The 23,693-nt window shown below is 66.2% G+C and carries 22 protein-coding genes; 7 read left to right on the top strand and 15 right to left on the bottom strand.

The features are described from left to right. Positions 1 to 24 precede the first annotated feature (24 nt). A complete protein-coding gene (locus ACIPVK_RS08880) occupies positions 25 to 1,254 on the bottom strand; it encodes a CynX/NimT family MFS transporter (RefSeq protein WP_407611633.1) in 1,230 nt (409 codons plus the stop codon). A 223-nt stretch (positions 1,255 to 1,477) separates the two neighbouring features. Between ACIPVK_RS08880 and ACIPVK_RS08875 the strand changes: the two genes are divergently transcribed. After that, positions 1,478 to 2,011, top strand: coding sequence for a VOC family protein (locus ACIPVK_RS08875; RefSeq protein ID WP_407611606.1), 534 nt, complete (start codon positions 1,478 to 1,480; stop codon positions 2,009 to 2,011). A gap of 14 nt (positions 2,012 to 2,025) precedes the next feature. Here ACIPVK_RS08875 and ACIPVK_RS08870 read toward each other — a convergent pair whose 3' ends face one another. Next, a complete protein-coding gene (locus tag ACIPVK_RS08870) occupies positions 2,026 to 2,844 on the bottom strand; it encodes a helix-turn-helix domain-containing protein (protein WP_407611605.1) in 819 nt (272 codons plus the stop codon). An 82-nt stretch (positions 2,845 to 2,926) separates the two neighbouring features. Here ACIPVK_RS08870 and ACIPVK_RS08865 point away from each other — a divergent pair, with 82 nt between their 5' ends. Beyond that, on the top strand, positions 2,927 to 3,577 hold the full coding sequence (locus ACIPVK_RS08865) for a hypothetical protein (RefSeq protein ID WP_407611604.1): 651 nt from the start codon (positions 2,927 to 2,929) through the stop codon (positions 3,575 to 3,577). A gap of 75 nt (positions 3,578 to 3,652) precedes the next feature. On the opposite strand, the gene ACIPVK_RS08860 is transcribed toward ACIPVK_RS08865, so the two are convergent. Next, the gene (locus ACIPVK_RS08860) at positions 3,653 to 5,014 is read right to left on the bottom strand and encodes an MFS transporter (protein WP_407611603.1); all 1,362 of its coding nucleotides are present in this window, start codon (positions 5,012 to 5,014) and stop codon (positions 3,653 to 3,655) included. A 166-nt stretch (positions 5,015 to 5,180) separates the two neighbouring features. Here ACIPVK_RS08860 and ACIPVK_RS08855 point away from each other — a divergent pair, with 166 nt between their 5' ends. From ACIPVK_RS08855 to ACIPVK_RS08845, 3 genes are read left to right on the top strand one after another with little or no spacing between them, the layout of a single operon-like run. Then, positions 5,181 to 6,053, top strand: coding sequence for a shikimate dehydrogenase (locus tag ACIPVK_RS08855; protein WP_407611602.1), 873 nt, complete (start codon positions 5,181 to 5,183; stop codon positions 6,051 to 6,053). Continuing rightward, positions 6,053 to 7,894 (top strand): bifunctional sugar phosphate isomerase/epimerase/4-hydroxyphenylpyruvate dioxygenase family protein, encoded by a 1,842-nt coding sequence (locus ACIPVK_RS08850; protein ID WP_407611601.1) that lies wholly within the window; start codon positions 6,053 to 6,055, stop codon positions 7,892 to 7,894. The genes ACIPVK_RS08855 and ACIPVK_RS08850 overlap by 1 nt, the downstream gene beginning before the upstream one ends. 25 nt (positions 7,895 to 7,919) lie before the next feature. Continuing rightward, complete coding sequence (locus ACIPVK_RS08845; protein WP_407611600.1) at positions 7,920 to 8,699, top strand: IclR family transcriptional regulator C-terminal domain-containing protein; 780 nt, start codon at positions 7,920 to 7,922, stop codon at positions 8,697 to 8,699. 52 nt (positions 8,700 to 8,751) lie between these two features. Here the strand turns inward: ACIPVK_RS08845 and ACIPVK_RS08840 are convergent, their stop codons facing one another. The 12 genes from ACIPVK_RS08840 to ACIPVK_RS08785 all read right to left on the bottom strand — a co-directional run bounded on the left by ACIPVK_RS08840 (position 8,752) and on the right by ACIPVK_RS08785 (position 21,538). Further along, positions 8,752 to 9,063 carry a flavodoxin gene (locus ACIPVK_RS08840; protein ID WP_407611599.1) on the bottom strand — a complete coding sequence of 104 codons (312 nt, stop codon included), beginning with the start codon at positions 9,061 to 9,063 and terminating at the stop codon, positions 8,752 to 8,754. Positions 9,064 to 9,065: 2 nt separating this feature from the next. Next, a complete protein-coding gene (locus ACIPVK_RS08835) occupies positions 9,066 to 9,836 on the bottom strand; it encodes an enoyl-CoA hydratase/isomerase family protein (protein WP_407611598.1) in 771 nt (256 codons plus the stop codon). Positions 9,837 to 9,910: 74 nt separating this feature from the next. Next, positions 9,911 to 11,095 carry a thiolase family protein gene (locus ACIPVK_RS08830; protein WP_407611597.1) on the bottom strand — a complete coding sequence of 395 codons (1,185 nt, stop codon included), beginning with the start codon at positions 11,093 to 11,095 and terminating at the stop codon, positions 9,911 to 9,913. Between the two features lie 36 nt (positions 11,096 to 11,131). Further along, a complete protein-coding gene (locus ACIPVK_RS08825) occupies positions 11,132 to 12,001 on the bottom strand; it encodes a cytochrome b/b6 domain-containing protein (RefSeq protein ID WP_407611632.1) in 870 nt (289 codons plus the stop codon). A gap of 56 nt (positions 12,002 to 12,057) precedes the next feature. Beyond that, positions 12,058 to 13,029, bottom strand: coding sequence for an electron transfer flavoprotein subunit alpha/FixB family protein (locus tag ACIPVK_RS08820; RefSeq protein WP_407611596.1), 972 nt, complete (start codon positions 13,027 to 13,029; stop codon positions 12,058 to 12,060). A gap of 17 nt (positions 13,030 to 13,046) precedes the next feature. Beyond that, positions 13,047 to 13,814: an electron transfer flavoprotein subunit beta/FixA family protein gene (locus ACIPVK_RS08815; protein ID WP_407611595.1), complete on the bottom strand. Its 768-nt coding sequence runs from the start codon at positions 13,812 to 13,814 to the stop codon at positions 13,047 to 13,049. A 66-nt stretch (positions 13,815 to 13,880) separates the two neighbouring features. After that, on the bottom strand, positions 13,881 to 15,038 hold the full coding sequence (locus ACIPVK_RS08810; RefSeq protein WP_407611594.1) for an acyl-CoA dehydrogenase family protein: 1,158 nt from the start codon (positions 15,036 to 15,038) through the stop codon (positions 13,881 to 13,883). Between the two features lie 117 nt (positions 15,039 to 15,155). Further along, complete coding sequence (locus ACIPVK_RS08805) at positions 15,156 to 16,769, bottom strand: thiamine pyrophosphate-binding protein (RefSeq protein ID WP_407611593.1); 1,614 nt, start codon at positions 16,767 to 16,769, stop codon at positions 15,156 to 15,158. Then, the gene (locus ACIPVK_RS08800) at positions 16,766 to 17,572 is read right to left on the bottom strand and encodes an SDR family oxidoreductase (RefSeq protein WP_407611592.1); all 807 of its coding nucleotides are present in this window, start codon (positions 17,570 to 17,572) and stop codon (positions 16,766 to 16,768) included. The genes ACIPVK_RS08805 and ACIPVK_RS08800 overlap by 4 nt, the downstream gene beginning before the upstream one ends. An 11-nt stretch (positions 17,573 to 17,583) precedes the next feature. After that, complete coding sequence (locus tag ACIPVK_RS08795; RefSeq protein WP_407611591.1) at positions 17,584 to 19,629, bottom strand: acetate--CoA ligase family protein; 2,046 nt, start codon at positions 19,627 to 19,629, stop codon at positions 17,584 to 17,586. Continuing rightward, on the bottom strand, positions 19,626 to 20,837 hold the full coding sequence (locus ACIPVK_RS08790; protein WP_407611590.1) for a Glu/Leu/Phe/Val dehydrogenase dimerization domain-containing protein: 1,212 nt from the start codon (positions 20,835 to 20,837) through the stop codon (positions 19,626 to 19,628). Before ACIPVK_RS08790 ends, ACIPVK_RS08795 begins: the two co-directional genes overlap by 4 nt. A gap of 110 nt (positions 20,838 to 20,947) precedes the next feature. Next, positions 20,948 to 21,538, bottom strand: a complete 591-nt coding sequence (locus tag ACIPVK_RS08785) for a TetR/AcrR family transcriptional regulator (RefSeq protein WP_407611589.1) — start codon at positions 21,536 to 21,538, stop codon at positions 20,948 to 20,950. 280 nt (positions 21,539 to 21,818) lie between these two features. Here ACIPVK_RS08785 and ACIPVK_RS08780 point away from each other — a divergent pair, with 280 nt between their 5' ends. Both ACIPVK_RS08780 and ACIPVK_RS08775 read left to right on the top strand, forming a co-directional pair. Beyond that, positions 21,819 to 22,571, top strand: a complete 753-nt coding sequence (locus tag ACIPVK_RS08780) for an ABC transporter substrate-binding protein (RefSeq protein WP_407611588.1) — start codon at positions 21,819 to 21,821, stop codon at positions 22,569 to 22,571. Beyond that, the gene (locus ACIPVK_RS08775; RefSeq protein ID WP_407611587.1) at positions 22,568 to 23,686 is read left to right on the top strand and encodes an amino acid ABC transporter permease; all 1,119 of its coding nucleotides are present in this window, start codon (positions 22,568 to 22,570) and stop codon (positions 23,684 to 23,686) included. The genes ACIPVK_RS08780 and ACIPVK_RS08775 overlap by 4 nt, the downstream gene beginning before the upstream one ends. The last annotated feature ends 7 nt before the right edge of the window (positions 23,687 to 23,693 follow it).

The raw sequence follows: 23,693 nt of genomic DNA, 5'->3' as shown, positions 1-23,693 counted from the left end.
GTGGCCTGTGGGGACGATGCGGATCTAGGCGTGGGAGAAATGCATGCCACTTCGCCGCCGGACCAGGACCGCGGACAGGACGATGCCCAGGACGGCGAAGCCACTGGTCATCCACCAGGTGGATGACCAGCCGCCGGTGCTCATGGCCAGCCATGCCACGATCATCGGGCCGGTGAAGTTTCCGACGTTGTAGATCTGCTGCATCAATCCCATGGCCGCCGGGGCTGAACCGCCCTCCGGCGCCAGGTCCACGGCCATCCGCGTCATGGTCGCCGGGATCATTGCCCCGGACAGGGAGAAGAACCCGACACAGGCGACCTGCCAGGCCAGGCCGCCGGGAACCGGCGACCAGTCAATGGCGAACGTGAGCATGCCGGCTGCGGCCATCAACACGAAGGACAGGAACAACAGGGCACGGGCCGGGGCGCCGCGCTGCAGCAGTATGCCGGTGACGATGGCACCGATGCCGTTGAGCCCGCCGACAATGGCCGACAGGATCCCGGCGTGTGTGCCGCTGAGGCCGCTGTCCCCGTAGAGCGTGGGCAGGAATCCCACCACGGCCATCCACTGGACCGTGTAGCACCCGAAGACCAACCCGGCGATCCACACCTTGGAGGATCGGGCGGTGATGCCGATTCGTCCGGCTGCCGCCTTGGCTCCGCCGGTACCGGCGGGGTGGTCCCTGGGAACCATGCGCAACACCAGCGGGATCGGGATCAGCGTGATCGCGGCCATGACCCACCACCACATCTGCCATGTGCCAACCTGCAGGAAGTAGGCGCTCGCGATCAGGCCCACGAAGGTGGCCGTGCCCTGGTAGGCGCTCCAGCAGCCGACGGCCATGTTTACCCGGCGAAACGGTGCATGGCGGCGGATCAGGCCCGGCCCGACCACGGTGGCGACGATGAACCCGACACCCTCGACGGCCCGCGAGGCCAGCAGGGTGTTCGGGCCGATCGACAGGGCGCCAAAGATCGAACCGGCACTCAGGAATAGCAGCCCCAACAGCAGGGTCCGGCGCTCGCCGATGACCTCGGCCAACAACGACACCGCCAGGCCGCCGACCAAGCCGGCCACTTGCACGATGCCCAACAACACCCCGGCGGCAAGCAGGGACAGGCCCAGGTCTTCCTGGATCAGAGGGAGCGCGGCGGGAAGCTTCCAGATATGCAGCGCAGCGCTGATGCCCGCAACCACCACCACGATCCAGGCGGCGTTGCCGCTGGCCGTGCGTTGGAGGTTCGGTTGGGTCATGGTCACGGCAGATGGTCCTTCGTTGGGCAGTTGATCGGATTCTTCCATGCCAGTGATCCGGAACACGAAGATGTGTCGCTGCGGGGAGTGGCTGCGGGTTTCGGGCCGGAGCAAGATCCGGGTCTGCACACAGGGGTGTCGGATTCCTTCAAGACCCCGAGCGCATGCGGGGCGTTCAATGGAAGGACAACCAACCATCCACTCCGAATAAAGGATGCTGACCATGACCAAGGAACCAACAACCCAGGGCGCAACCGGCGAGCATACGACCCATGGAGTGCCGCACGGCTACACGGCGCTGACGCCGTTCATCGTCGTTGACCCGGCGCACAAGGCCATCGAGTTTTACCGCGACGTCTTCGGCGCCACCGTGCTCTCCGTGCTGCCCGGTGCCCCGCGGGAGGACGGCAGCGCCACGGTCTCGCATGCCGAGCTCGACTTCGGCAATGGCGTCCTGCAGCTCTCGGACCCGCAGCCGGGATACGGGCTGGTCGCGGCCGATGCCCAGCACACGAACAATTCCATCGCCATCTACGTCGAGGACGTTGATGCGGCCTTTGCGAAGGGGCTGGAACACGGAGCCACCGCGGTGGAGCAACCGGCCGATTTTGTGTCCGGGGACCGATTTGCCACCTTCGTGGATCCGTTCGGGCGGCGCTGGAACGTGATGACGCGTGTGGAGGATCTTTCCCGGGAGGAATCAGAACGCCGGGTCGCCGCCTGGCTTGAGACCTTCAATGCCACGGGCACGGAATAGGCCCGGCGCATCTCTCAGTTGCTGGCGGGACCGGCCTGGACCTGCCGCACGTATTCGCCGGGGCTCATCCCGGTGACGGAGGCGAAATCCCGGGTGAAATGCGCCTGGTCTGCATAGCCCAGCGCATGGGCCAGGCGCGCCAGGTTCGGGCCCGCGCCCCGGCCCATCAGCTGTGCAGCCTCCTGGAGGCGGTGGCGTTGCAACAGCCACTTCGGGGTGATGCCCATGCGCGTTCGCACCAGCCGTTGCAGGCTGCGCTCGCCGATCTGCCAGCGCTCACAGAGCTGCGCAACGCGCTGGAGCCCGGGCGTGGATTCAATGTCCGCACAGATCCGGTTCAGCAGCAGTCCTTCTTCATCCAGCCCATCCGGGAGCCGCTGGGCCAGCCAGTCCTCGAAGATCTTGATGGCCGCCCCATGTTGTTGTTCGGTGGTTCCTTCCGCGTACAGGGCCGCTTGGATGTGTTCCGCACAGTCCAGGCCGCAATTGCTGGCAGCGACCGAGCCGTCAACCAGCTCCGGGACGGGAATCGTGCTGAGCAGCGCACCGGTGCCCGGCCGCAACAGCACCCCGAACGCGCGGCCGGAACCCGAAAGCCGCTTGGTCGACAACCGCGTGACCGGTCCATAGAGCGTCCCGATGCCGTCCTCGATGGCAAGGTTGCAGCCGGGATAGGAGAGGATCCGCTGTTCGTGGCTGGCCCCCGCCGGAATCTGCCACGTGGGCAGCCAGTAGTGGACCACGAGCTCGCGCAGCGCCGCCGACGGGTTGAGGCGTGCGACGTGCGCCGTTCCCTCGCCTGTCGGCAGCAACGGTCCGCGCGGAGTGTCCATGGCTGCCATTATGTCGCCCCGGTACGGCGAATGCCGAGGACCGGGGCGACATAAGCCGGAGGCCGGTGCGCCGGGGCTCCCCGTGTTCGCCGCACCTGCGGTCCCGGTCATGCCTTTCGAGGCGCCACGCGCCATGGGCTCGATCCTGTGGTGGATCAACGCCTGCGATGGCGCGGGCCTGCCGCTGACCGCGGCCGGCTACCTGTCACCGTCCGTGATCCCGGAGGTGATCGCGGGGATCGGCTGGGAGCACGAGGACTTCGTGCAATTCGGCGGCAAGACCGAGGTGCACCTGCACGGCATCCATGACTTCCGGTTGATGCTCATGGACCTCGGCCTGCTCAAGGCCCAGGGCAAGAAGCTGGTTGCCACGGCCGCCGCGCTGCGCGTGGCCAAGGATCCCGCGAAGCTGTGGGCGCACCTGGTCAAGCGCGCCCGCAATTCCGCGCGGGACAAGGTCGTCTACGACGCCACGATGCTCGCCCTCATGGCGGCCGCCGGGCCCGGGGACGCGACGAGGAAAACCCTCGTGGCCCGCACCAACAAGGGCATGCGCCTGCTGGAGTACGTCCACCACGACGGGCGCAGGATCGAGGACGGCGACTTCAACAGGCTCGGCGATCGGTACGACGCCATCACCAAGGAGTTCCGCATGGCGGTCCTTGAAAACGGCAACAGAGGCCGTGCCGTCGAGATCGAGCGCGCCTTCGCCGTGGCCGTGCTGCGCTCCTGATTGCCTGCCGGCACGCCAAGGCCCCGGCGCCTCCCGCTTATCGGGAAGCCCCGGGGCCTCGGTCATTTTCCGGGATTACTGCAGGTGGGCGCCCGAAGCGCTCTCGACCTTGTGAGCCGTGCGGCCCAAAAGGTGCGTGGGCACCTTGTAGGTTTCCTTAGCGGTCAGTGCGGAGACCGAGGCGATCAGCGCGATCACGACGGTGAAGATGCTGATGACCACCCAGCCGCCGGGCTGCAGGCCGCCGAGGGCAGCGACGATTGACGGGGCGAAGCCTGCCATCAGGAAGCCAAGCTGGGTGCCGATGGCCAGGCCGGAGAAGCGGACCTGGGAGGAGAACATCTCGGCGTAGAAGGACGGCCAGACGGCATTGGCCGCCGCGTAGGCGCAGGAGAAGACCAGCAGCGAGAGCGCGAACTGCAACACGGTGTTGCTGGTTTCCATGGAGCGCAGGTAGAACGGCATGAACGCGGCCGACCCCAGGGCACCGTAGATGAACACCGGCTTGCGGCCGATCTTGTCCGCCAGCTTGCCGAAGAACGGTTGGGTGAACAGGGCGCCGACGTTGCCGGCCACCACCAGCCACAGGGTGATCGACGCATCGATGTGGCCGATGTTCTTGCCGTAGGAAATGGCCAGGGTGCCGTAGACGGTGGAGACCGCGGCGATGAAGGCGCAGAAGACCACGCGCAGCACGTCGCGCCAGTGGAAGCGGATCAGCACGCCCAGGGGCAGCTTGGCGATCTCGTTGTTCTTCTTGGCTTCCTCGAACTCCGGGGTCTCGTGCAGCGAACGGCGGATGAAGAAGGTGACGATGACGACCACCGCGGAGAGCCAGAACGGGATGCGCCAGCCGATGCCGAACTTGAACTCGTCGGGCATCGCAACCACGGGAATGAAGATCAGTGCGGCGAGGATCTGGCCGCCCTGGGTGCCGGTCAGCGTCCAGGAGGTGAAGAAGGAGCGGCGGTCATCCGGCGCGTGTTCCAGGGTCAGCGAGGAGGCGCCTGCCTGCTCGCCGGCGGCGGAGAGTCCCTGCAACAGGCGCGCGAGCACCAGCAGGGCCGGGGCCAGCCAGCCGACCTGGTCGAAGGTGGGCAGGCAGCCGATCATGAAGGTCGCCGCTCCCATGAGCACCAGGGTGAACATCAGGACCTTTTGCCGCCCGATGCGGTCGCCGAAGTGGCCCAGGATGACCGCGCCGATGGGGCGCGCGACGTAGGCGAACCCGAAGGTCGCCAGGGACATGACGGCGGCATTGGCGCCCGCGTCGGGGAAGAACACGTGCGGGAAGATCAGGGCCGCGGCGGAGCCGAAGATGAAGAAGTCGTAGTATTCCACGGCGCTGCCCATGAAGCTGGCCAGGGCCGCTTTGACCGGCGTCCTGCCCCCGGTGCCGGGCGCGTCTTGCGCCGGTTGGTTGTCGGTGTTTGGCATCGGGTACTCCTAGGTATGACGGGATAATTGAGGGGGAACTCAACGTGTCTGCGAGGTCTGTGTGCGCAAAGCGTACAGTTGTACGAATTGCGTACAACCATTAGAGTAGAGCTAAATCACATCCAAGACAATCCTCACGCGAAAAATCTCAAGGACTGGAACATTCATGAGCACCAGCACGCAGTCGTACCTTGTAGGCCTCATCGGGGACGGGGTCATGCCATCGCTGACCCCGCCTATGCACGAGGCCGAGGCTGACGCCCACGGAATGCGCTACCTCTACCGCCCCATCGACCTGGCCGAGATCGGCAAGGACGCCACCGAGGTCGGTGAGCTGTTGCGTGCCGGGGCAATGCTGGGATTCAACGCCTTCAACATCACACACCCCTGCAAGCAGCTGGTGCTCGAGCACCTCGACGACATCAGCGAAGAGGCCCGCGCCATCGGCGCGGTGAACACGGTAGTCATCAAGGACGGCAAGTTCCACGGCTACAACACCGACGCCTCCGGTTTCTCCTGGGCCCTGGCCAACGGACTTCCCGGGGCCACGCTGGATTCGGTGCTGCAGCTGGGTGTCGGCGGGGCCGGCTCCGCGGTGGCCTACGCGCTGCTGGACTCCGGGGTCAAGGAGTTGCTGCTGGTGGACCCCGAGGCCACCCGCGCCGCCGAACGCGCAGCGACCCTGGCCATGCAGTTCCCCGACCGCACCATCCTGGCCTGCGACTTCGACCAGGTCCCGGCCCTGCTGCCGCGCGTGAACGGCGTGCTCAACGCCAGCCCCGTGGGCATGCACCACCACCCCGGGCTGCCCTTCGACATTGCCGGGCTCACGCCCGAACACTGGGTGGCCGACGTGGTCTACCGTCCGGTGGACACGGAGCTGATCACCGCGGCGAAGGCCCTGGGCTGCCGCACCCTCGACGGCGGGCACATGGCCGTGGGCCAGGCGGTCGACGCCTTTGGCATCATCACGGGAACCACCCCGGACACCGCCCGGATGCGCAACCACCTGCTCGACATGCTGGAGGCGGGCCTCTAATGCGCACCTCCATCGCCACCGTCTGCATCTCCGGCACCCTCGAGCAGAAGATGCTCGCCTGCGCCAAGGCCGGCTTCGACGGCATCGAGGTCTTCGAACAAGACCTCACCGTCTCGCCCATGTCCCCGGAGGAAGTCCGCGCCCTGGCCGACCGCCTGGGGCTGACCCTGGACCTCTTCCAGCCCTTCCGCGACTTCGAGGGCGTGGACGAGGCGACCTTCCGGGCCAACCTGGCGCGCGCCGAGGCCAAGTTCAAGCTCATGAACCGGCTGGGCATCGACACCATGCTGCTGTGCTCCAACGTGGGCACCGCGACCATCGACGACGACGAACTCTTCGCCAGCCAGATCCGCGCCCTGGCCGAACTCGCCGCCGAGCACGGGGTGAAGATCGCCTACGAGGCCCTGGCCTGGGGCAAGTTCGTGAACACCTACCTGCACTCCTACCGGATCGTCGAGCTGGTGGACCACCCCAACGTGGGACTCTGCCTGGATTCCTTCCACATCCTCTCGCGCGGGGACGACCCGTCGGGCATCGCGGACATCCCGGCGGAAAAGATCTTCTTCGTCCAGCTGGCCGACGCCCCGGTGCTCTCCATGGACGTGCTCTCCTGGTCGCGGCACTATCGGGTGTTTCCCGGAGAGGGCGGCTTCGAGCTGGACGCCTTCATGGGGCACCTGGTCCGCTCGGGCTACGACGGCATCGTCTCGCTGGAGATCTTCAACGACGTCTTCCGCCAGTCCAACGTCGAGCGCACCGCCGTGGACGGGATGCGCTCGCTGATCTGGCTGCAGGACCAGACCGCCGCGCACCTGGGTGCGGGCGCACTTGACTACCCGTTGGGGCTCGCCGCCCTGCCCGGCGCCCAGGAGCCTTCGGGCTTCGACTACGCCGAGATCCGCACCGAGGACCCGGAGGTCGTGGCGGGCATGCTGGCCCAGCTGGGATTCACCTTCCGCGGACAGCACCGACGCAAGCCGGTCACGCTCTGGAGCGCGGGGGACGCGCGGATCATCATCAACACCCAGCGCAGCCGCGGGATCACCGCCGAGGTCTCCGGCTTCGGCATCCAGGTTCCCGACGCTGCCCTGGGCACCCGGCGCGCCACAGCGCTGAAGGCACCCGCCGTCCCGCGCCACCACACCGTGGGCGAGCAGCCGCTGCACGGATTCACCGCACCGGATGCCACCGAGGTGTTCTTCGGGACCACGGCGGACGAGCCGGCCTGGGCCGCCGAATTCGGCGACGGCACCATGCCCGAGGACACCGGGGCCATCACCGGCATCGACCACGTCAACCTGGCCCAGCCCTGGCAGGCCTTCGACGAATCGGTCCTCTTCTACACCTCCACGCTGAACCTTTCCGCCCGTCCGGGCACCGAGGTCCCCAGCCCCATGGGGCTGGTCCGCTCGCAGGTGCTGCGCACGGAAGACGGCGCCGTGCGCCTGGCGCTGAACATTGTGCCGCACGGACTGGAAGACACCCGCGACCGCGCCCCGGGCTATCCCGAGCACATTGCGGTGCACACCGATGACATCATCGCCCTGGCCCGCCGCGCGGTGGCCGCGGGCATGGAATTCCTGGCCGTGCCGAACAACTATTATGAAGACCTGGCGGCACGGTTCGGGCTCGACGGGGAAACCCTGGCACGGTTGCAGGAACTGAACCTGCTCTACGACCGCGACGAGCACGGCGAGTTCCTGCATTTCTACACCGAAACCGTGGGCTCGATGTTCCTTGAGGTCGTGCAGCGCCGCGGCGGCTACGACGGCTACGGGGCACCCAATGCGCCGGTCCGGCTGGCCGCGCAATTCGAACGCAACCGCTTGACGAAGTACTAGGGAAGAACAAGGGGAGTGGTGAGCCATGGCCGAGCAGCCTGACTACTATGTGAAGTCGGCGGAAAAGACGCTGGCGGTGTTGCTGGCCTTCGACGCCGCGCACCCGTTGCTGACCGTGACCCAGGTGGCCGAGGCCATCAACGTCTCGCGTGCCGCGGCCCGCCGCTTCCTGCTCACCCTGGTGGACCTGGGCTACCTGGAATCCGACGGGAACGCCTTCCGGCAGACTCCGCGGGTGATGGACATCGGTGCCTCCTACCTCTCCGGGCTCACCCTGCCCCAGGTCGCGCGCCCGCACTTGCAGTCCCTGGCCGCGGAGCTCTCCGAGACCACGGCCCTGTGCGTGCTCGATGACCAGGACATCCTCTACGTGGAGCGCATCGCCGCCCCGCGCATGCACTCGATGAACGTGTCCATCGGCAACCGGCTCCCGGCCTGGGCCACCTCCATGGGTCGGGTGCTGGTCGCCGAGCTGCCGGAGGCGGCGCGCGAGGAGTTCCTGCGCAACGCCAAGCTGACCCACTTCACCTCCAAGACCGTGGCCGGCATCGATGAATTGCGCATCGAGCTCGAGACCGTGCGGGCCCAGGGCTGGTCGCTGGTCGCACAGGAACTCGACGAAGGGCTGCGCGGGCTGGCGGTTCCCGTCTACCGCGGCGCGCAGCTGCTCGGTGCGCTGAATGTCTCGGTGCAGCCCGGGCGCATCGGCTCCACCTCGATCACCGATGAGATGGTGCCGCTGATGCGCCGGGTCGCCCAGGACATCGCCGATGACTTCGGCGGGCGCACCTCGGCGCGGAACTGACGTCGTCCCACCCAATCGCCGCCTGATCCCACCGAACCCTCCGGAGGGTGTCTTACCGGATGAGCCGTGTTTGCCTCAGCGAGTCCTCGAGGACCGGTGCGGCCGTGGAGGCCTCCTCGCCGCGCACTGCCAACCCGGGCCTGAGCTCGGAAGTCGGAAGTGAACCCCGATAGCCGTCCTGGACGTTGCCCATGCCGCTGACCGCGTAGGTGACGAAGGGAGTGATCGTTTTGCCGGCGAGGTCGACACCCTCGAGGAAGGCGGAGATGGTCATTTGTGCCCGTACGTTCCAGACGGGCGGCGGGGAGGTGCCACAACTCGTGCTTTCACGATCACCCACGTGCCGGTGCTCCGCGCTCCTCATACCTATCGCGTACTGCGGGCCAGGAACTCCCCGATGCGCCGCCGGGTGTCGGCCAGGGAAATCATGGCAGAAATGGTTTCGGCCTCGTCGTCCAAGTGCCTGGCGTAGCCTTCGAGGGTGCCCGCCGACAACAGTTTCTTGGTGGGGCCGAGCATCTGGGTGGCACCCGTTCCCAAGGATTCGCCCAGGTCACGGGCGCGCGCAACAAGATCGCCCTGCGCAACGACTTCGGTGACAAGCCCCCAGGCCAGCCCTTCGTCCGCGTTGACCGCACGTCCCAGCAAGGCCATGTGTGCTGCCCGGCGCGGACCGACAACCTGCGGGAGCAGGTAGGAGACACCGCAATCCGGAGTCAGGCCGATGGTTCCATAGGCGCTGAGGAAACCTGCCCTTTCCGAAGCCAACACCACGTCGGCATTCAGCACCAGTCCCAACCCCGCGCCGGCCGCATAGCCGTCGACGGCGGCAATGGTTATCAGCCTGGATCTCGCCAGTCGCAGCAGCCCCAGGTGCATGGTTTCGGCCAGCTCCTTCAGGAACGCCGCGGGATCATCTGCCGCGTCCATCATGGCAACGTCTCCGCCGGCACAGAAGAACCTGCCATTGCCTTGCAAGATGACGACGTGGATCGCGGGATCCCGCTCGGCCTGGTCGATCGCCGCGCAGAATTCCTGTCCCATGGCGATGCTAATGGCGTTGGCTTCGGTGGGCCGGTTCAACGTCAGCCACATCAACGGGCCTTCGAAACGGACCAAGATGTTCTCGAATGACATATCCATCCTCACAATGAAAGTTGCGGCGTACACGACATGTGTCGCACACCGGCTTGGACGTTCATGGCCGCCGGTCAGGATGCGCGGCGGAACAAGGCCGCCAGGGCCTGGCCTCCGCCGATGCACATCGTGACAACACCGAATTCCAGGTCACGGCGCACCAGGTCCTTGGCGACTCGCAGGCTCAACATGGCGCCCGTGGCCCCCACGGGATGGCCCAACGCGATGGCACCTCCATACGGGTTGGTCTTCTCCGGATCCAGTTTCGCGTCGCGCATGACGGCGACGGCCTGGGCGGCAAAGGCCTCGTTGAGTTCCACGATGTCGATGTCCGCCGGCGTCATCCCCGTTTGCTCGAAGAGCTTGTGCAGGGCCAGCGTCGGGGCATAGCCCATCAGCGCCGGATCCAGTGCCGCGGTGGTCACTGCCTCCAGAGTCGCGAGCCCCTTCAAGCCGCGCTCGGCGGCCGCGCCGACGCGGGCAAGCACCAGGGCTGCCCCGCCGTCGTTGATCCCGGAGGCATTGCCCGCGGTGACGGTTCCGCCGCGCGCAAACACCGGCCGCAGGGCGGCAAGCATCTGGGCGGTGGTGTGGGGCCGCGGGTGTTCATCAACGGAAACGGTGTGTGGCTTGCGCCCGCCAACATAGACAGGCGCGATCTCTTCGGCGAACACCGCCCGCGCGGCAACCGTGGCGGCCCGGCGTTGGGACTCCAACGCGAATTCATCCTGGTCCTGGCGGGACACCCCGTAGCCCCGGGCCACGTTCTCGGCCGTGACGCCCATGTGGATGTTGTTGAACGGATCCGTCAGCATCGCTGCCGTTCCATCCACCAATCTTCGGTCGCCTATGCGGTAGCCCGCCCTGGCATCAAAATCGTAGAACGGCATGCGGGTCATTGACTCATTGCCGCCGGCGACGGTGAATTCCAGGTGTCCCCAGCGCATCTGCATCGCGGCCGACCACACAGCCTGCAACCCACTGCCGCACAGCCTGTTGACGGTGTAGGCGGGCGTGGACTCGGGCAACCCCGCGGCAATAGCCACCCTTCGGGCATTGTAGGCATCGGCACCGACCTGCCCGATGCACCCCATGACAACTTCCTCGACGTCGTTGCCGTCGATCCCTGCACGTTGGATCGCGGCGCGGGTGGCCACGGCGCCGAGCTCATGCGCCTCGACGTCCTTCAGGGAGCCGCCGAAGCTGCCAATGGGCGTTCGCGCCCCCTCGAGGACCACGATTTTGTCTGTGTCTTTCATGCTTCCGCCTTCTCGAAAAGATTCGCCAGACGCCACTTAGCGGCTGACCTTGCCGGTCAGCGCCGCAACGGGGCGCAGAAACAGGGGGCGGGCCAGCAGCCAACCGGCCGCCATGGCGGCGAGCGACAGTGCAAACACCGTCACCCCGGCCCAGCCGCCGTCGTTCCGTCCCGCATACATGTGGTTGAGGTTTGCCATGGCCCCGGTGGCCAGCACCAGGCCCACGTGCACCACGACAAATGCCACGAAGTAGAACATGACCGGCAAGTGGATTGCGCGGGCCGCCTCGATTGGAAAGGCCACGTTCAGCCGCCGGGTGTTTTTCGGCCAGGCCGGCGACATCCTCAGACCCGAGGCAAGTGCCAGCGGCGCCGCAACAAACACCGTCAGGAAGTAGGCCAAGACCTGCAGGGCGTTGTAGTTCACCCACCCGCTTTCCACCGGCCAGTCCAGCGAGGCGTATTGCAGCAGCGCCGAGGCTGCGTGGGGGAAAATTTCCCAGCTGGTCGGGACGATCCGCATCCATTGGCCCGTGGCCAGCAACAACACCATAAACACCAGCCCGTTCAGTACCCACAGCGCGTCCAGACTCAGGTGGAACCACAAGTCGAGACTGATTTTCCGGGGCGCGCCCTGGGTGCGGAACAGGCCCTTGTTGTTCCGGGTCCAGTAGCCGGCCGGCCGGGTGGTGGTGCGTACCAGCCACCCGGTGCGCACCATCAGCAGCAGGAAAAAACCATTGAGGAAGTGCTGCCAACCCAGCCAAGCCGGTAGCCCCACCGGCGCTCCTTCGGGCAACGCCGAATGCCCGGTGTACTCCGCCAGGAATTCTTGTACTCCCTCGAATCCACGCAACCACTTGGCGGCAAAGACCAGCAGGGCCAGCAGTGCCAGGGCTGCACCCATCGCGAGCGCGGTCCGCACCCTCCCGTCGTTTCCGGCGGGGCGGGCCTTGAGCATCGTCATGAGTCGGCATGCGCGTCGAGCGCACTGATCAGCTGCGGCACCACGGTGAAAACGTCGCCGACGATGCCGAAGTCGGCCACGTCGAAGATGGGCGCGCCGGCATCGGAGTTGATCGCCACGATGGTCTTGGCCGTCTGCATGCCGGCCCGGTGCTGGATGGCCCCCGAGATGCCCAACGCGATGTAGAGCTGCGGGGACACGCTTACCCCGGTCTGGCCCACCTGGGCGCCCTGCTCCACGTAACCGGCATCCACGGCTGCCCGCGAGGCGCCGACGGCCGCGCCCAGCGCGTCCGCCAGGTCCTCAACGAGCGTGAAGTTCTCCATCGAGCCAAGGCCCCTTCCTCCGGCGACCACGCGTTCGGCGCCGCGCAACTCCGGGCGGTTGCCCGCGGATGACTCCACCGTGGCGGAAAGAATGGTTGCCGCCGCGCTTTCGGGCTCGACCTGCATTGTCATCGACGTTGGCGTGGCCGCGGTGGCAACGTCCTTGATGGCGCCCTGGCGGACGGTAATGACCGCAGGGCCCGAAGTAACGGTTGCCCGAACGGTGTAGTCGCCTCCCAGGACGGAATGGGTTGCCACGATGGCGTCCCCGTCCACGGTCACGTCAACGACGTCCGCCAGGAGTCCTGCCCCGGCGCGAACGGCGAACCTGGCTGCCGCGTCGCGTCCGGCCACCGAGTTCGCTGCAATTACTGCCACCGGATTGAGCTCGCGGGCCGCGGCCGAGAGCGCCTCGAGTTCCGGGGCAACCAGCAGGCTCCCGACTCCTTCGCACTCGGCAAGGACCACGTGGGTGGCGCCGAAGGCACCGAGCTGCCCCACTAGCCCCGCGCCGCAGCCCGGGGCCACGGCCACCACAGCGACGGGATTGCCGATCTTGGCCGCCGCGCCCAGCAGGCCCGCGGCGGAGTTGCCCAGCTCCCCCGAGTCGCTCGTTTCAATGAGTGTCAAGACATTTTTCATGATGCTCCCTCGTCCTTCTAGATCAAGCGGTCGGAGCGCAGGAACTCCGCCAACTCTTTGCCGGCATTTCCTTCATCGACGATCCGTCGCCCCGCCGTGCGAGCCGGGCTACGCAGCGTGGAGACGATGCTCGTCAGGGCCTGGTCGCCGGGCAACGACCCCAGCTGGGCGACCGACAACACCGTCAGCGGTTTGCGCTTGGCCGTCATGATCCCCTTGAAGCTGGGGAATCGGGCCTCCGCGGAGCGCTCGGTGACAGAGATGACCGCCGGAAGCGGTGCGCTGGCCCGCATCGAACCGGTCTCGGTGCTGCGGTGCCCCGAAACCTCGTTTTCGGACAGCTCCACCGTGTCCATGGCACTGAGCAACGGCAACGACAGATGCTCGGCGACCATGGCCGGGACCACGCCGCCACGCCCGTCCGTGGATTCGTTGCCGGCCACCACCAGGCCGGCCGCAACCGAACGCACGGCGGCGGCCAAGACGGCTGCCGTGCGCCCGGCATCGGCGCCGACTAACGTGTCGTCGAGGACGTGAACGGCAGCGTCGGCACCCATCGAGAGGGCCTTCCGAAGCCCCTTGGTGAGCGTGTCTGGCCCCATGGAAATGACAACCACCTCCGTTCCCTTGTTTGCGTCCCGATAACGCAAGGCCACTTCGAGGGCACGTTCATTGATCTCGTCGAGCACGCTCTCCCCGCCGCGATCCACCAACCCCGTTGCGGGATCCAGTTTGCGCTGCTCACCCGTGTCCGGCACCTGCTTCACCAACACTGCAATCTTCACGTTTCTTTTCCTTGTCTTTGTTTTCCAATGGCCGGGCTCCGGCGTCGAAACCTTGAACTGACAGTGTTAGAGGTTGCGGGAAATCACCAGGCGCATGATGTCCGAGGTGCCTTCCTCGATTTCCTCGAGTTTGACGTCGCGCATCCACTGCTCCACCGGGTATTCGCGGGAGTAGCCCCAGCCGCCCAAGGTCTGCACGGCCGCCCACGTACAGAACATGGCCGTCTCGGAAGCCTGCAACTTGGCCATCGCGGCCAATCCATTCACGTTTTCCCCGGCATCGAGTTGGCGGGCCGCGTGCAAGGTCATCAGCCATGCCGACTCGATGCGGGTTGCCATGTCGGCCAGACGGAATGCCACCGCTTGGTGTTCGATGATGGGCTTGCCGAACTGGGTGCGGGTCCGTGCGTATTCCAGCGCGTACTCGTAGGCAGCCCGTGCGGCACCGGTCGCGGCCGCCGCAAGCACGACTCGGGAAACATCGAAGGTCTTCATCAGGCCGTAAAAGCCTTGTCCCTCCTCACCCAGGCGGTCTTCCTCCGGGACAAAAACGTTGTCGAAGAAGATCTCGCGACAAACGATCGCCCGCTGGCCCATCTTCTTCATGGGTTCGCCGAAGCTCATCCCCGGGGTGTCCTTCCTGAGCAGAAACGCGGTGACGCCCCTGGACCGCTCGGATGGATCGGTCTTGGCAAATACCACGTACTGGTCAGCCAGTCCTGCGTTGGAAATCCAGGACTTCTGCCCGTTGATCGAGTAGCCGCCCTCAACCTTGTCGGCGCGGGTCACGATCGAGGCGGAGTCCGAGCCCGACCCCGGCTCCGTCGTCGCCAACGAGGTGAACAGCGCGTCGGGGCCCGCCAGCGGGGACAACCACTTCTTCTTCTGAAGATCGGAGCCCAGCGCCAGGAGCGGATCCGCGAAGAAGCCGTTAGCGCAGATGAAGTTTCCGATTCCGGGGTCGCCCCAACAGAGCTGTTCCTGGACCAAGCACTGGGTGAAGACGTCGGTGAATCCGCCGCCTCCGAATTCCTCCGGCAGCATGAAGTCGGTGATGCCGATCTCCGCGGCCTTGCGGAAGATGTCCTCGGGCGGAACAGTGTCCGCCTCATCGACCTCGCGCCCGCGCGGCCGAATCTCATTCGCGGCAAAATCCTTGCACAACTCCACGATTGCGCGCTGCTCGTCGCTCAGTGGCCAGTATTCGACGTTGTTCCTTGCCATGGTGTTTCTCCTCTAGTGCCTGGATCTGTTAGTACTGATGCGGTGCTGCGGCTTTCCGGTCGCGATGCCACACGTGGTGCCGCGACGGCGGAATCCGGGGTTGGTTGCGGTGCCGGTTTAGTTCATTCCGTCGGCGGCGCGGCTGGTTTCACGGATGTGCAACAGGGTGGGCCTGTCGGCGTCGAGGGCGGCCTTGATGCCGGCGGCCAGCTCGTCGGCGTCGGCAACGGCAACCCCGTGGCATCCCATTGCCTCGGCCAGGGCGGGGAAGTCCGCGCGCCCCAGGGCCACCGCGTGCACGGGTGCGCCGCGGTCGGCCATCTCGTTGTGGATCTCGCCGTAGCCGCCGTTGTCCACAACAACGATGGGCAGGGCGAGTCCCAGCTGGGCAGCGGTGGCAAGTTCGGCGATGCTGAACATGATCCCGCCGTCCCCCTGCAGGACCAGCACCGGTGCGTCGGGGTTGGCGATCTTGGCCCCGATCCCCGCGGGCAGTCCGTAGCCCAGGGTGCCCACGCCCGTGGGATACAGGAAGGCGTTGGGGCGGTGCAGCGGCAGGTTGGACAGGGCTCCGTAGTAGCAGGCCATGGCGCTGTCGCCGGCAACGATGGCATCGCGCGGCAGGGCGGCGTCGATCGCCGAGACGATCTCCAGCCACGGCCCGCCCTCCGCACGGGCATCGGCCGTGAGGCCCTCGCGCAGCGCCGCCGTTCGCCGGGCAGCGGATGTGGATGCGCCCTGGACCTCGGCGGCAAAGTGCACCAGCAGGGCCTCCAGCACGGTTGCGCTGTCACCGACCAGCGCGTGGGAGGGAACCGCGTTGGTGCTGATGGAGGTCGCGTCGATGTCGATCCGGACTAATTTGGAATCCATGCCCGGCAGCCCGATCCACCAATCGGAGGGTGCGAGTTCGGTGCCGATCGCCAGGACGACGTCGGCATCGTCGACTGCGGCTACCACGCTGGGGTGCTGCAACCCGGCGCCGACGGCCAGTTCGTGGTCTTCGGGCAGGATACCCTTGCCGTTGGTCGACGCGATGACCGGGGCCCCCAAGGCCTCGGCCACGGCCTTGACTTGGGCGGCGGCCCGGGAAGCCCCGCCTCCGACCAAGATCAGTGGGCGCTGTCCGGCGGACAGTGCAGCGGCGGCTGCCTTGACCACGGCGGCCGGGGCGCCGGGCAACGCGGAGACGATCGGCGGCACGATGGAAGCCTCGGCGACCTCATCGAGCAGGTCCAGGGGGATTTCCAGGTGCACGGGGCGCGGTCGGCCGGTGCCCATGAAGGCAAACGCCTGGGCGACGGCCAGCGGAATCTCCGCAACGCTGGTGATCCGGTGGCTGTAGGCCACGACCGCGTCCAATGCCGCACCTTGGTTCTTGACTTCGTGCAGCAGACCGTTGCCGCGTCCCGGGTGGCGCAGCGGCATCCCGGGGGAGATGAACAGCACCGGCACGGAGTCCGAATAGGCCTGCGCGGCGGCCGCGGTGGCGTTGAGGATCGCCGGACCGGTGGTGGTCAATACGACCCCGGGGCGTCCCGAGGAGCGGGCATAGCCGTCGGCCGCGTAGCCCGCACCCTGTTCGTGGCGCGGGGAGACATGGGTGATGCCGTAGGCAGGCATGGCCGCGTAGGCCGCGAGGTTGTGGGTGCCCGGGATGCCGAAGATCGTTTGGACGCCGTGGGCGGCGAGGGCGGCGATCAGCGACTGACCCCCTGTCATCTGGCTCATGCGTCGGCCCCCGCGGCGGTGTAGACAGACTTGCCCAGCCACTGCCCGCCGTCGACCACCATGACCTCGCCGGTGATGTAGTCGGCGCGGGGGCCCAGCAGGTAGGAGGCCGACTCGGCGATTTCCCTGGGACTGGCGAACCGTCCGGCGGGCACCCCGCCCAATACCCTGGCACGCGCGGCCTCGGTTCCCCACAGGGCTGCGCCCGCTCCCTCGGTCTCGGTGGGGCCCGGCGCGATGCAGTTCACGCGCACGCCACGGGCTGCCCATTCAACGGCCAGGGTGCGGGTCATCGCGACGATGCCGCCCTTGGCCGCCGCGCTGTGGACCGTGCCGGGGTGGCCGTGCCAGGCATAGGTGGCGATGACGTTCAGGATGCTGCCCGATCCCGCGGCGAGCATGTGCTTGGCAGCCGCATTCGTGGCGTAGAAGGTGCCGTTGAGGACGATGTCGATCACCGTCTTCCACCCGTTGGGGCTCAGGTCCTCGCCTGCGGCGACGAAGTTGCCCGCCGCGTTGTTCACCAATGCGTCCAGACGTCCCTCCCTAGCGACGACGGCGTCGATCGCCTCGGCCACTCCCGGGGCGTCGCGCACGTCGCAGGAGACGTGGTCGGCCTGCCCGCCGGCCTCGGTGATGAGCCGGACGGTTTCCCGCAGCGGCTCCTCGCGGCGTCCCAATACGACGACCTTGCCTCCGGCCGCGGCGTAGCGCTGGGCGATGGCGCGGCCTATGCCGGAGCCTCCGCCTGTCACCACCGCCACCTTGCCGCGGAATTCGGTGCTGATGTCAGGGACGATCATAATGTTCTCCTTCATACTCTGGCCGTGGCCCGGGACAGGACTAGCGCGTCGACGGCCATTGCGCCGACGGGTGCCACCCGGATGGGGTTGACTTCGAACTCGGTGATGTTTTCCGTGGCGGCAACGACCTCGGAAACGGCAACGACGATGCGCGCCAGGGCGGCAATATCCGTACCGGGTCGTCCTCGCCACCCCTTGAGCAGCGGCATGCACTTGAGCCTGCCGATCATGTGCAAGGCCGTGGATTCGTCCACCGGGGCAAGTTCGACGCTGATGTCCTGGCGGAGTTCGGTTTCGGTGCCGCCCGCACCGACGGTGACCACCGGTCCGAAATCCCTGTCCCGGCGGGCGCCCACGAGCACCTCGACGGTGTTCTCGCGCATGTCTTGTTCCTCCACGACGTACTGCCCGTCGCCCAGGAGCCGATGCATGTCATCGAAAGCCGCGAGCAACTGCTCGGCCGAACCGAGGCCCAGCTTCACGCCGCCGTGCTCGCTCTTGTGTTCCAGCCAGTCGGCCTTCAACACCAGCGGATACGTCAACATCTGGCCGGCTCGGAATACGTCTTCGCGGTTCAGTGCCAGCATGCCTGCCGGCGCGTCGATTCCGAGCTCGGCCAGCAGCCCGCGCGCCGACCAGTAGCCGGGGGCCGGCTCCCGGATCGTGCGCCCGGTTGCCCTGAGCGGGCGTCCCGGTGCCTCGGCAAGCCGGGCCGCCGAGGCCAGGGCCTCCAGGGCAAATTCGATGCCCGGGTAGCATGGGACGCCCCGCTGCCACAGTCGCCGGACGACGGGGGAGCTTTCGCTCAGGCTGTGCACGGCCAGGGCGATGCAGGAGCCGTCGGCCAGTGCCGCAAGTCTGTCCGCGACCTCCAGCTCGAGGGGCTCGAGCGCCGGGGTGTCTTCCCCGTAGCGGCCGAAGTAGCCGGAGAGCACCACCGCATCCACTTCGCCCGAGTCCTTCAGCACCTCGATCAGGTCGGCGTAGACGTGGAGGTTTGCCTCGCCCGCACCCGCCAGGTCGACTGGGTTGGACACTGCCGCGCCCGCCGGAAGGATGGCTGCGAGCCTTTGCTGGAGATCGTCGGAAAAGACCGCGCCCTGCAGTCCTGCCCGCGCTGCGACATCTGCGGCGATGCCTCCTTGCCCACCGCTGTCGCTGATGAGCGCGGTGCGGCGGCCTGCAGGCTTGTCCGCGACGCCCAGGTACCGTGCGAGGTTGATGAGCTCGGCGGGGGTGTTGACGCGAATGGCCCCCGCGGCGCGGCAGGCAGCGTCGACGGTGTCCAGGGCGGAAGTCAGCGAACCCGTGTGCGACCTGGCCAGTCGCTGGCTGCCGTCGGAAGCGCCGGTGGTGAGCACCAGCGTGGTCTTCCCGGCAAGGGTGAGTGCGCGGATTGTTTCGACAAGGTTGGCGCCGCCGCTGAAGCTTTCCAAGTACAGGGCAACGATCTTGGTTTCCTCGTGGTCCGCCAGGTCGCCCAGGATCTCGGCGGCATTGACATCCAGCTGGTTGCCTACGGAAACGAAGCGGGAGACTCCCAGGCCGGCCCGGGCGCCCAGGATTGCCAGTTCGGATCCCAGCTGACCGCTCTGAGAGACGATGGCCAGCTGGCCGGGGGTGAAGTGCCCCCACGCCAGCTGCAGTTTCGAGGCGGCGTCGAATAAGCCTAGGCTGTTGGGGCCGATGATTCTGGCTCCCGCCTTGCTGATTCGTCTCTTCAAGGCCTCTTCCCCGGGGACTCCGGCGGTGATGCCCAGAAATGCCTTGGACCCCGCTGCCAAGGCGTCCTCGACAACCTCGGCAACGAACCGTGCGGGGATGCTCAGCACCACGAGTTCGGGAACTCCTGGCAGGGACGAAACCTTGGGGTACGCCTTCTCGCCTTGGACGGCGTCGACGTTTGCATTGACCAGGTACACCGCACGCTCGGTGCGCCCTGTCAACGCTCCGCGAGCCAGCCAATAGCCCCACTTGGCGTGGTCGTCCGAGGCCCCAACGACTGCTACTGAGCGCGGGTTGCGGAACGGAGCCAGCGAGGTGTCCGGCGGGATCATGCCAACCCGAACTGCGCGTCGATGTCGCGCAGCTTGTCCTGAGTGAAGGCCAGCGCGGCATCGCGGAGGGTGACACCGTCGGCCGCAGCACGGCCAAACATGTCGGTGACGATTCGGCTCATTTCGGTGCGGATCTTGTGTTCGGACTGCCCGAGGTCGGCCTCGATGTCACCAAAGAGCGTCCACCACCACCATGCATTGGTGGCGGAGTTGGAAACAAAGTCCGGGACCACCTGGATGCCGCGGGCCGTCAACAAGTCCTCGGCCTCCCGGAGCACGGGCATGTTGGCGGCCTCGACAATCACGGAAGCCGCAACCTCGTGTTGGTTGTCCGCGGTGATGCAGTACGAGATCGCTGCCGGCACCAGGACATCGGTTTCGACGGCGAGCCACTGTCCACGCGGCAGCTCCGCATCCTCCGGGCGCAGACTTGCCCGGTCGATCTCGCCGAAGGAATTGCGCGACTTCAACAGCGCCTCCACGTCCAGCCCGTTCGGGTTGACCATGACGCCGTTGGCGTCGGCAATTCCCACCACGAGCATTCCGGCCTGGTTCAGGTACCGTGCCGTGGCGCCGCCCATGGAGCCAAAGCCCTGGATGACGACGCGGGACCCGACACGGGGCCTGCCGAGCTGGTCCAGCGCCGTGAGCACGGATTCGGCGACGCCCAGCCCGCCAACCAATTCCCCGAGACCCACCCCGTCAACATCGATGCCGAAGGCCTGCCGCAGCCGTGCGATGGCCTCGTCGGGGTCCGCAAGCAAGGGGTAAACGGCCTGGATGGAGCTTTCCAGCCCCAGTTCATGAATCACTTCGTCGATGAGCTTCTGCTGTAGGCCAAGGTCTTCACCCATGGTCCAGTGCGCCCGAAGTAGGGCGCCGACTCCTTGGAGGTACCGCTTGAGCACCCCGCGCATCTGCGGATCGTGCGGATCGCAGTCGATGCCGCCCTTGGCGCCCCCGAGGGGGACATAGCGGCTGTTCGGGTTGAAATGCAGGCTTTCCTTCAGCGTCATGCCCTGAGCCAGCCCGCGCACTTCTTCCAGAGTGCAGCCCTTGCGCATGCGCAGCCCACCGCTGCAAACGCCACGAACCAGCCGGTCAATCACCAGAAATCCCTTGGCGCCGGTGACCGGGTCGGCCCATGACACCTCCAGCAGGGACGACGTTTTGAGGGCCTGCTTTTTCTTCTCAACCACGACCGACACGGGGCGTCTCCTAGTCCATGCATTTGATTCTTACTGAATGGCTATTCAGTCTGCATGGCACTCGCGGCCCTGTCAAGGGATCGAATAATGGACCCCGGAAGAGACGCCCGTTAGGCCTTCCCGCCGAGCTCCAACTCCACTTGGCGGGCCAGCCAGGCGTGCAGCTCGACGCGTCCGATGCGCTCCTGGTGCACGAGCATCCGCACCGCCAAGCCGTCCAGCATCGACGTCAGTCTTGTGGCTGCATCGCGGGAGTTTTCGGTCGTGAAAATGCCCTCGGCGGCACCTTCGTCGATGGCGCCCGCGATCGCGTCCGTCCACTGGCCCTGCAGGTCAACAAGTACTTTGGCTAACACCTTGTCGCGCATGGAGAAGGACCACGCGTCAATCCACAGTTGCCAGCCCCTGGCTCGGCCAGTGGGCGCGTACCACTCCAGTGCGGCCATGACCCTGGTGGACGGAGTCCCGGATTCGCGCATGATTCGACCCAGCTTGCGCAAGTCGCTTTCGGCGGCGTACATCAAGGCTTCGGCCAAGAGCTTTTCCTTGGTTTCAAAGTGGTAAATGATCAATGCCGCGCTGACGTCCATGGCTGCAGCCACATCCGCAACGCGCAGGGCTGACATCCCCCCTGCCCGAATCTGGCGGACGGTTTCCCCGAGTACCTCAACGCGGCGCGCCTGTGCAGTTTTCCTGGTCATACCGGCACTCTATCCTCAATCGACGGGAGTGGAGGCGAGGGGAAATGTTCCGTCGTTTCGTTGACAATGCGCGTGACGCACGGCACAGTCTACGTATTAGCTGTATGACGGTTCAGTAAGAGGCACATCGCAAGCGATCGAAGGGTGAGAGATTTCCATGGCCAGACAACGATTAGGGGGACTGGTGGCGCTTGCCGCAGCGTCCACCTTGGCTTTGACCGGATGCGGCGGCTCAACCCAGGCGCAGGACGGGGGAGGCGCCGCCTTCGGCGAGTGCGAGGTGTACGGCACGGCCGGGTCAATCAAGCTCAACCCCGTCACTCCTGACACTCTCACCGTGCAAACGAACTTGCCTTCCCCCGGTTGGTGGAAGGGCATTTCGCCGGACAAGATCACTGGTGGCTTTGAGTTCTGCCTGGCGGCAAACATCGCTCATCGCGCGGGACTTGGCAAACTCAAGGTGGCCAATGCCTCCTTCGATGCGCTGGCAGCCGGGCAAACAGACGGGTTCGACATCGCCATGGCGCAGGTGTCAATTACACCGGAGCGCAAGAAGGTCGTCCAGTTCTCCGAGCCCTACTATGACTCCAACGTTTCGGTGCTGGTCAAGAAGGGATCCGACGTCAGTGCGGAGAACATCCAGTCGAAGACCATCGGGGTGGCGTTAGGTACGACGGCCGTGACTTTCGCCCAGGAGAAGCTAAAGCCCGGCACGCCGGCCCGTGTCTTCCAGGAAACCGACGCCATGGTCACGGGAGTGGCATCGGGCCAGATCGATGCAGCCATCCAGGACACAGCCATCATGCTTGGCTTCGCCAGTGGTTCCGGGGGCGCCATGGAGGTCGTCGGGCAGTACAAAACCGGAGAACAATACGGAGCCATCTATCCCAAGGGGTCCGCCAATGCTTCCGCCATGGATGAGGCCATCGCCGCCATGGGCAAGGATGGGACGCTGGAAAAGCTTTCCGCCTCCTGGCTGGGCCCCACACTCGGCGGCGATCCCGCCAAGGTTCCGGTGTTCGAGGTCCCATGATCAACATGATCCCCACCCAAGACACGAACGTCGCGCGGCTTCAAGCGCCGCAGGCACAACCCCCAGCAGTGGTGCCGCTGACCGCGGCGTCGGTCATCGTCGTTATCTTTACCGCGGCGATGTCCTTCTACGCACTTAAGTGGCTCTACGCCTACATGTTTCCGGAACCCGCCAGCGGGTTCGTCAAGGCACTGTTCGTGGTCCTCTGGCTCGCGACCTGGATGCCGTTGGTGCCATCGGTCCAGGCGCTCAGAAGCGCCCGCAAGTCCCATGGAGCCCTGCGGGACAACGGCATAGTCATCGCCAGGCGCCATGCCGCACTTGGCCGCGAATCGGCTCTAACCAGCCTCGGATACTCGGTTGCGATCATTGTCCTCGCGGCCTTGGTCGCCTTTGTCAGCACTAACGACGGCGCCATCGCCCGCACATTCCTGCGTCCCGAGTTCATCGCCCAGGCCTGGTCCGATGTGCTGAGCGCATTTTGGGTCAACGTCCAGGTGGCCATCGGCGCCGAGGCGTTGGTGTTGGTGCTCGGGCTGGTGATAGCCATCATGCGCATGCTTCCGGGCAGGGCGGGGCGCCCCCTGCGCTTCTTGGCCGTCCTGTATACCGACGTCTTCCGCGCCATCCCCGGCATCATCGTCCTCTACCTCGTGGGATTTGGCTTGTCTCTTGCCGAGGTTCCTTTTTTCAAGGACCTCCCACCGGTGGTGCTGGCCATTTTTGCTCTGACCCTGACCTACAGCGCATACGTTGCGGAGGTGTACCGGGCAGGGCTGGATTCCATCCATCGCAGCCAGTGGGCGGCTGCCCGCTCGCTGGGGCTGTCGTATCCGCAGGCCCTGCGCACCGTAATCATTCCCCAGGCGGTCCGCCGCGTCATTCCGCCGTTGCTCAACGACTTCATCGGGCTCCAGAAGGACACAGCCCTGATCGGAGTCATGGGCGTCATCGATGCCTTTACGCAGTCGCGCCTCGTCGGATCGGCCGTCTTCAACCTCTCACCGGTGACAGTAGTCGCCATCGTCTTCGTGCTAATCACCATTCCGCAGTCCCGTTTCGTCGACAGGATGATCGAAAAGGATCAAGCCCGTCAGCGTTCAGGATCAAACTAGGAAAACC

Origin of the sequence: Paeniglutamicibacter sp. MACA_103, assembly GCF_045798555.1 — a bacterium.
Taxonomy (GTDB): domain Bacteria; phylum Actinomycetota; class Actinomycetes; order Actinomycetales; family Micrococcaceae; genus Paeniglutamicibacter.
The sequence above is the reverse complement of the archived record's forward strand: the minus strand, read 5'-3'. Positions and strand labels throughout refer to the sequence as shown.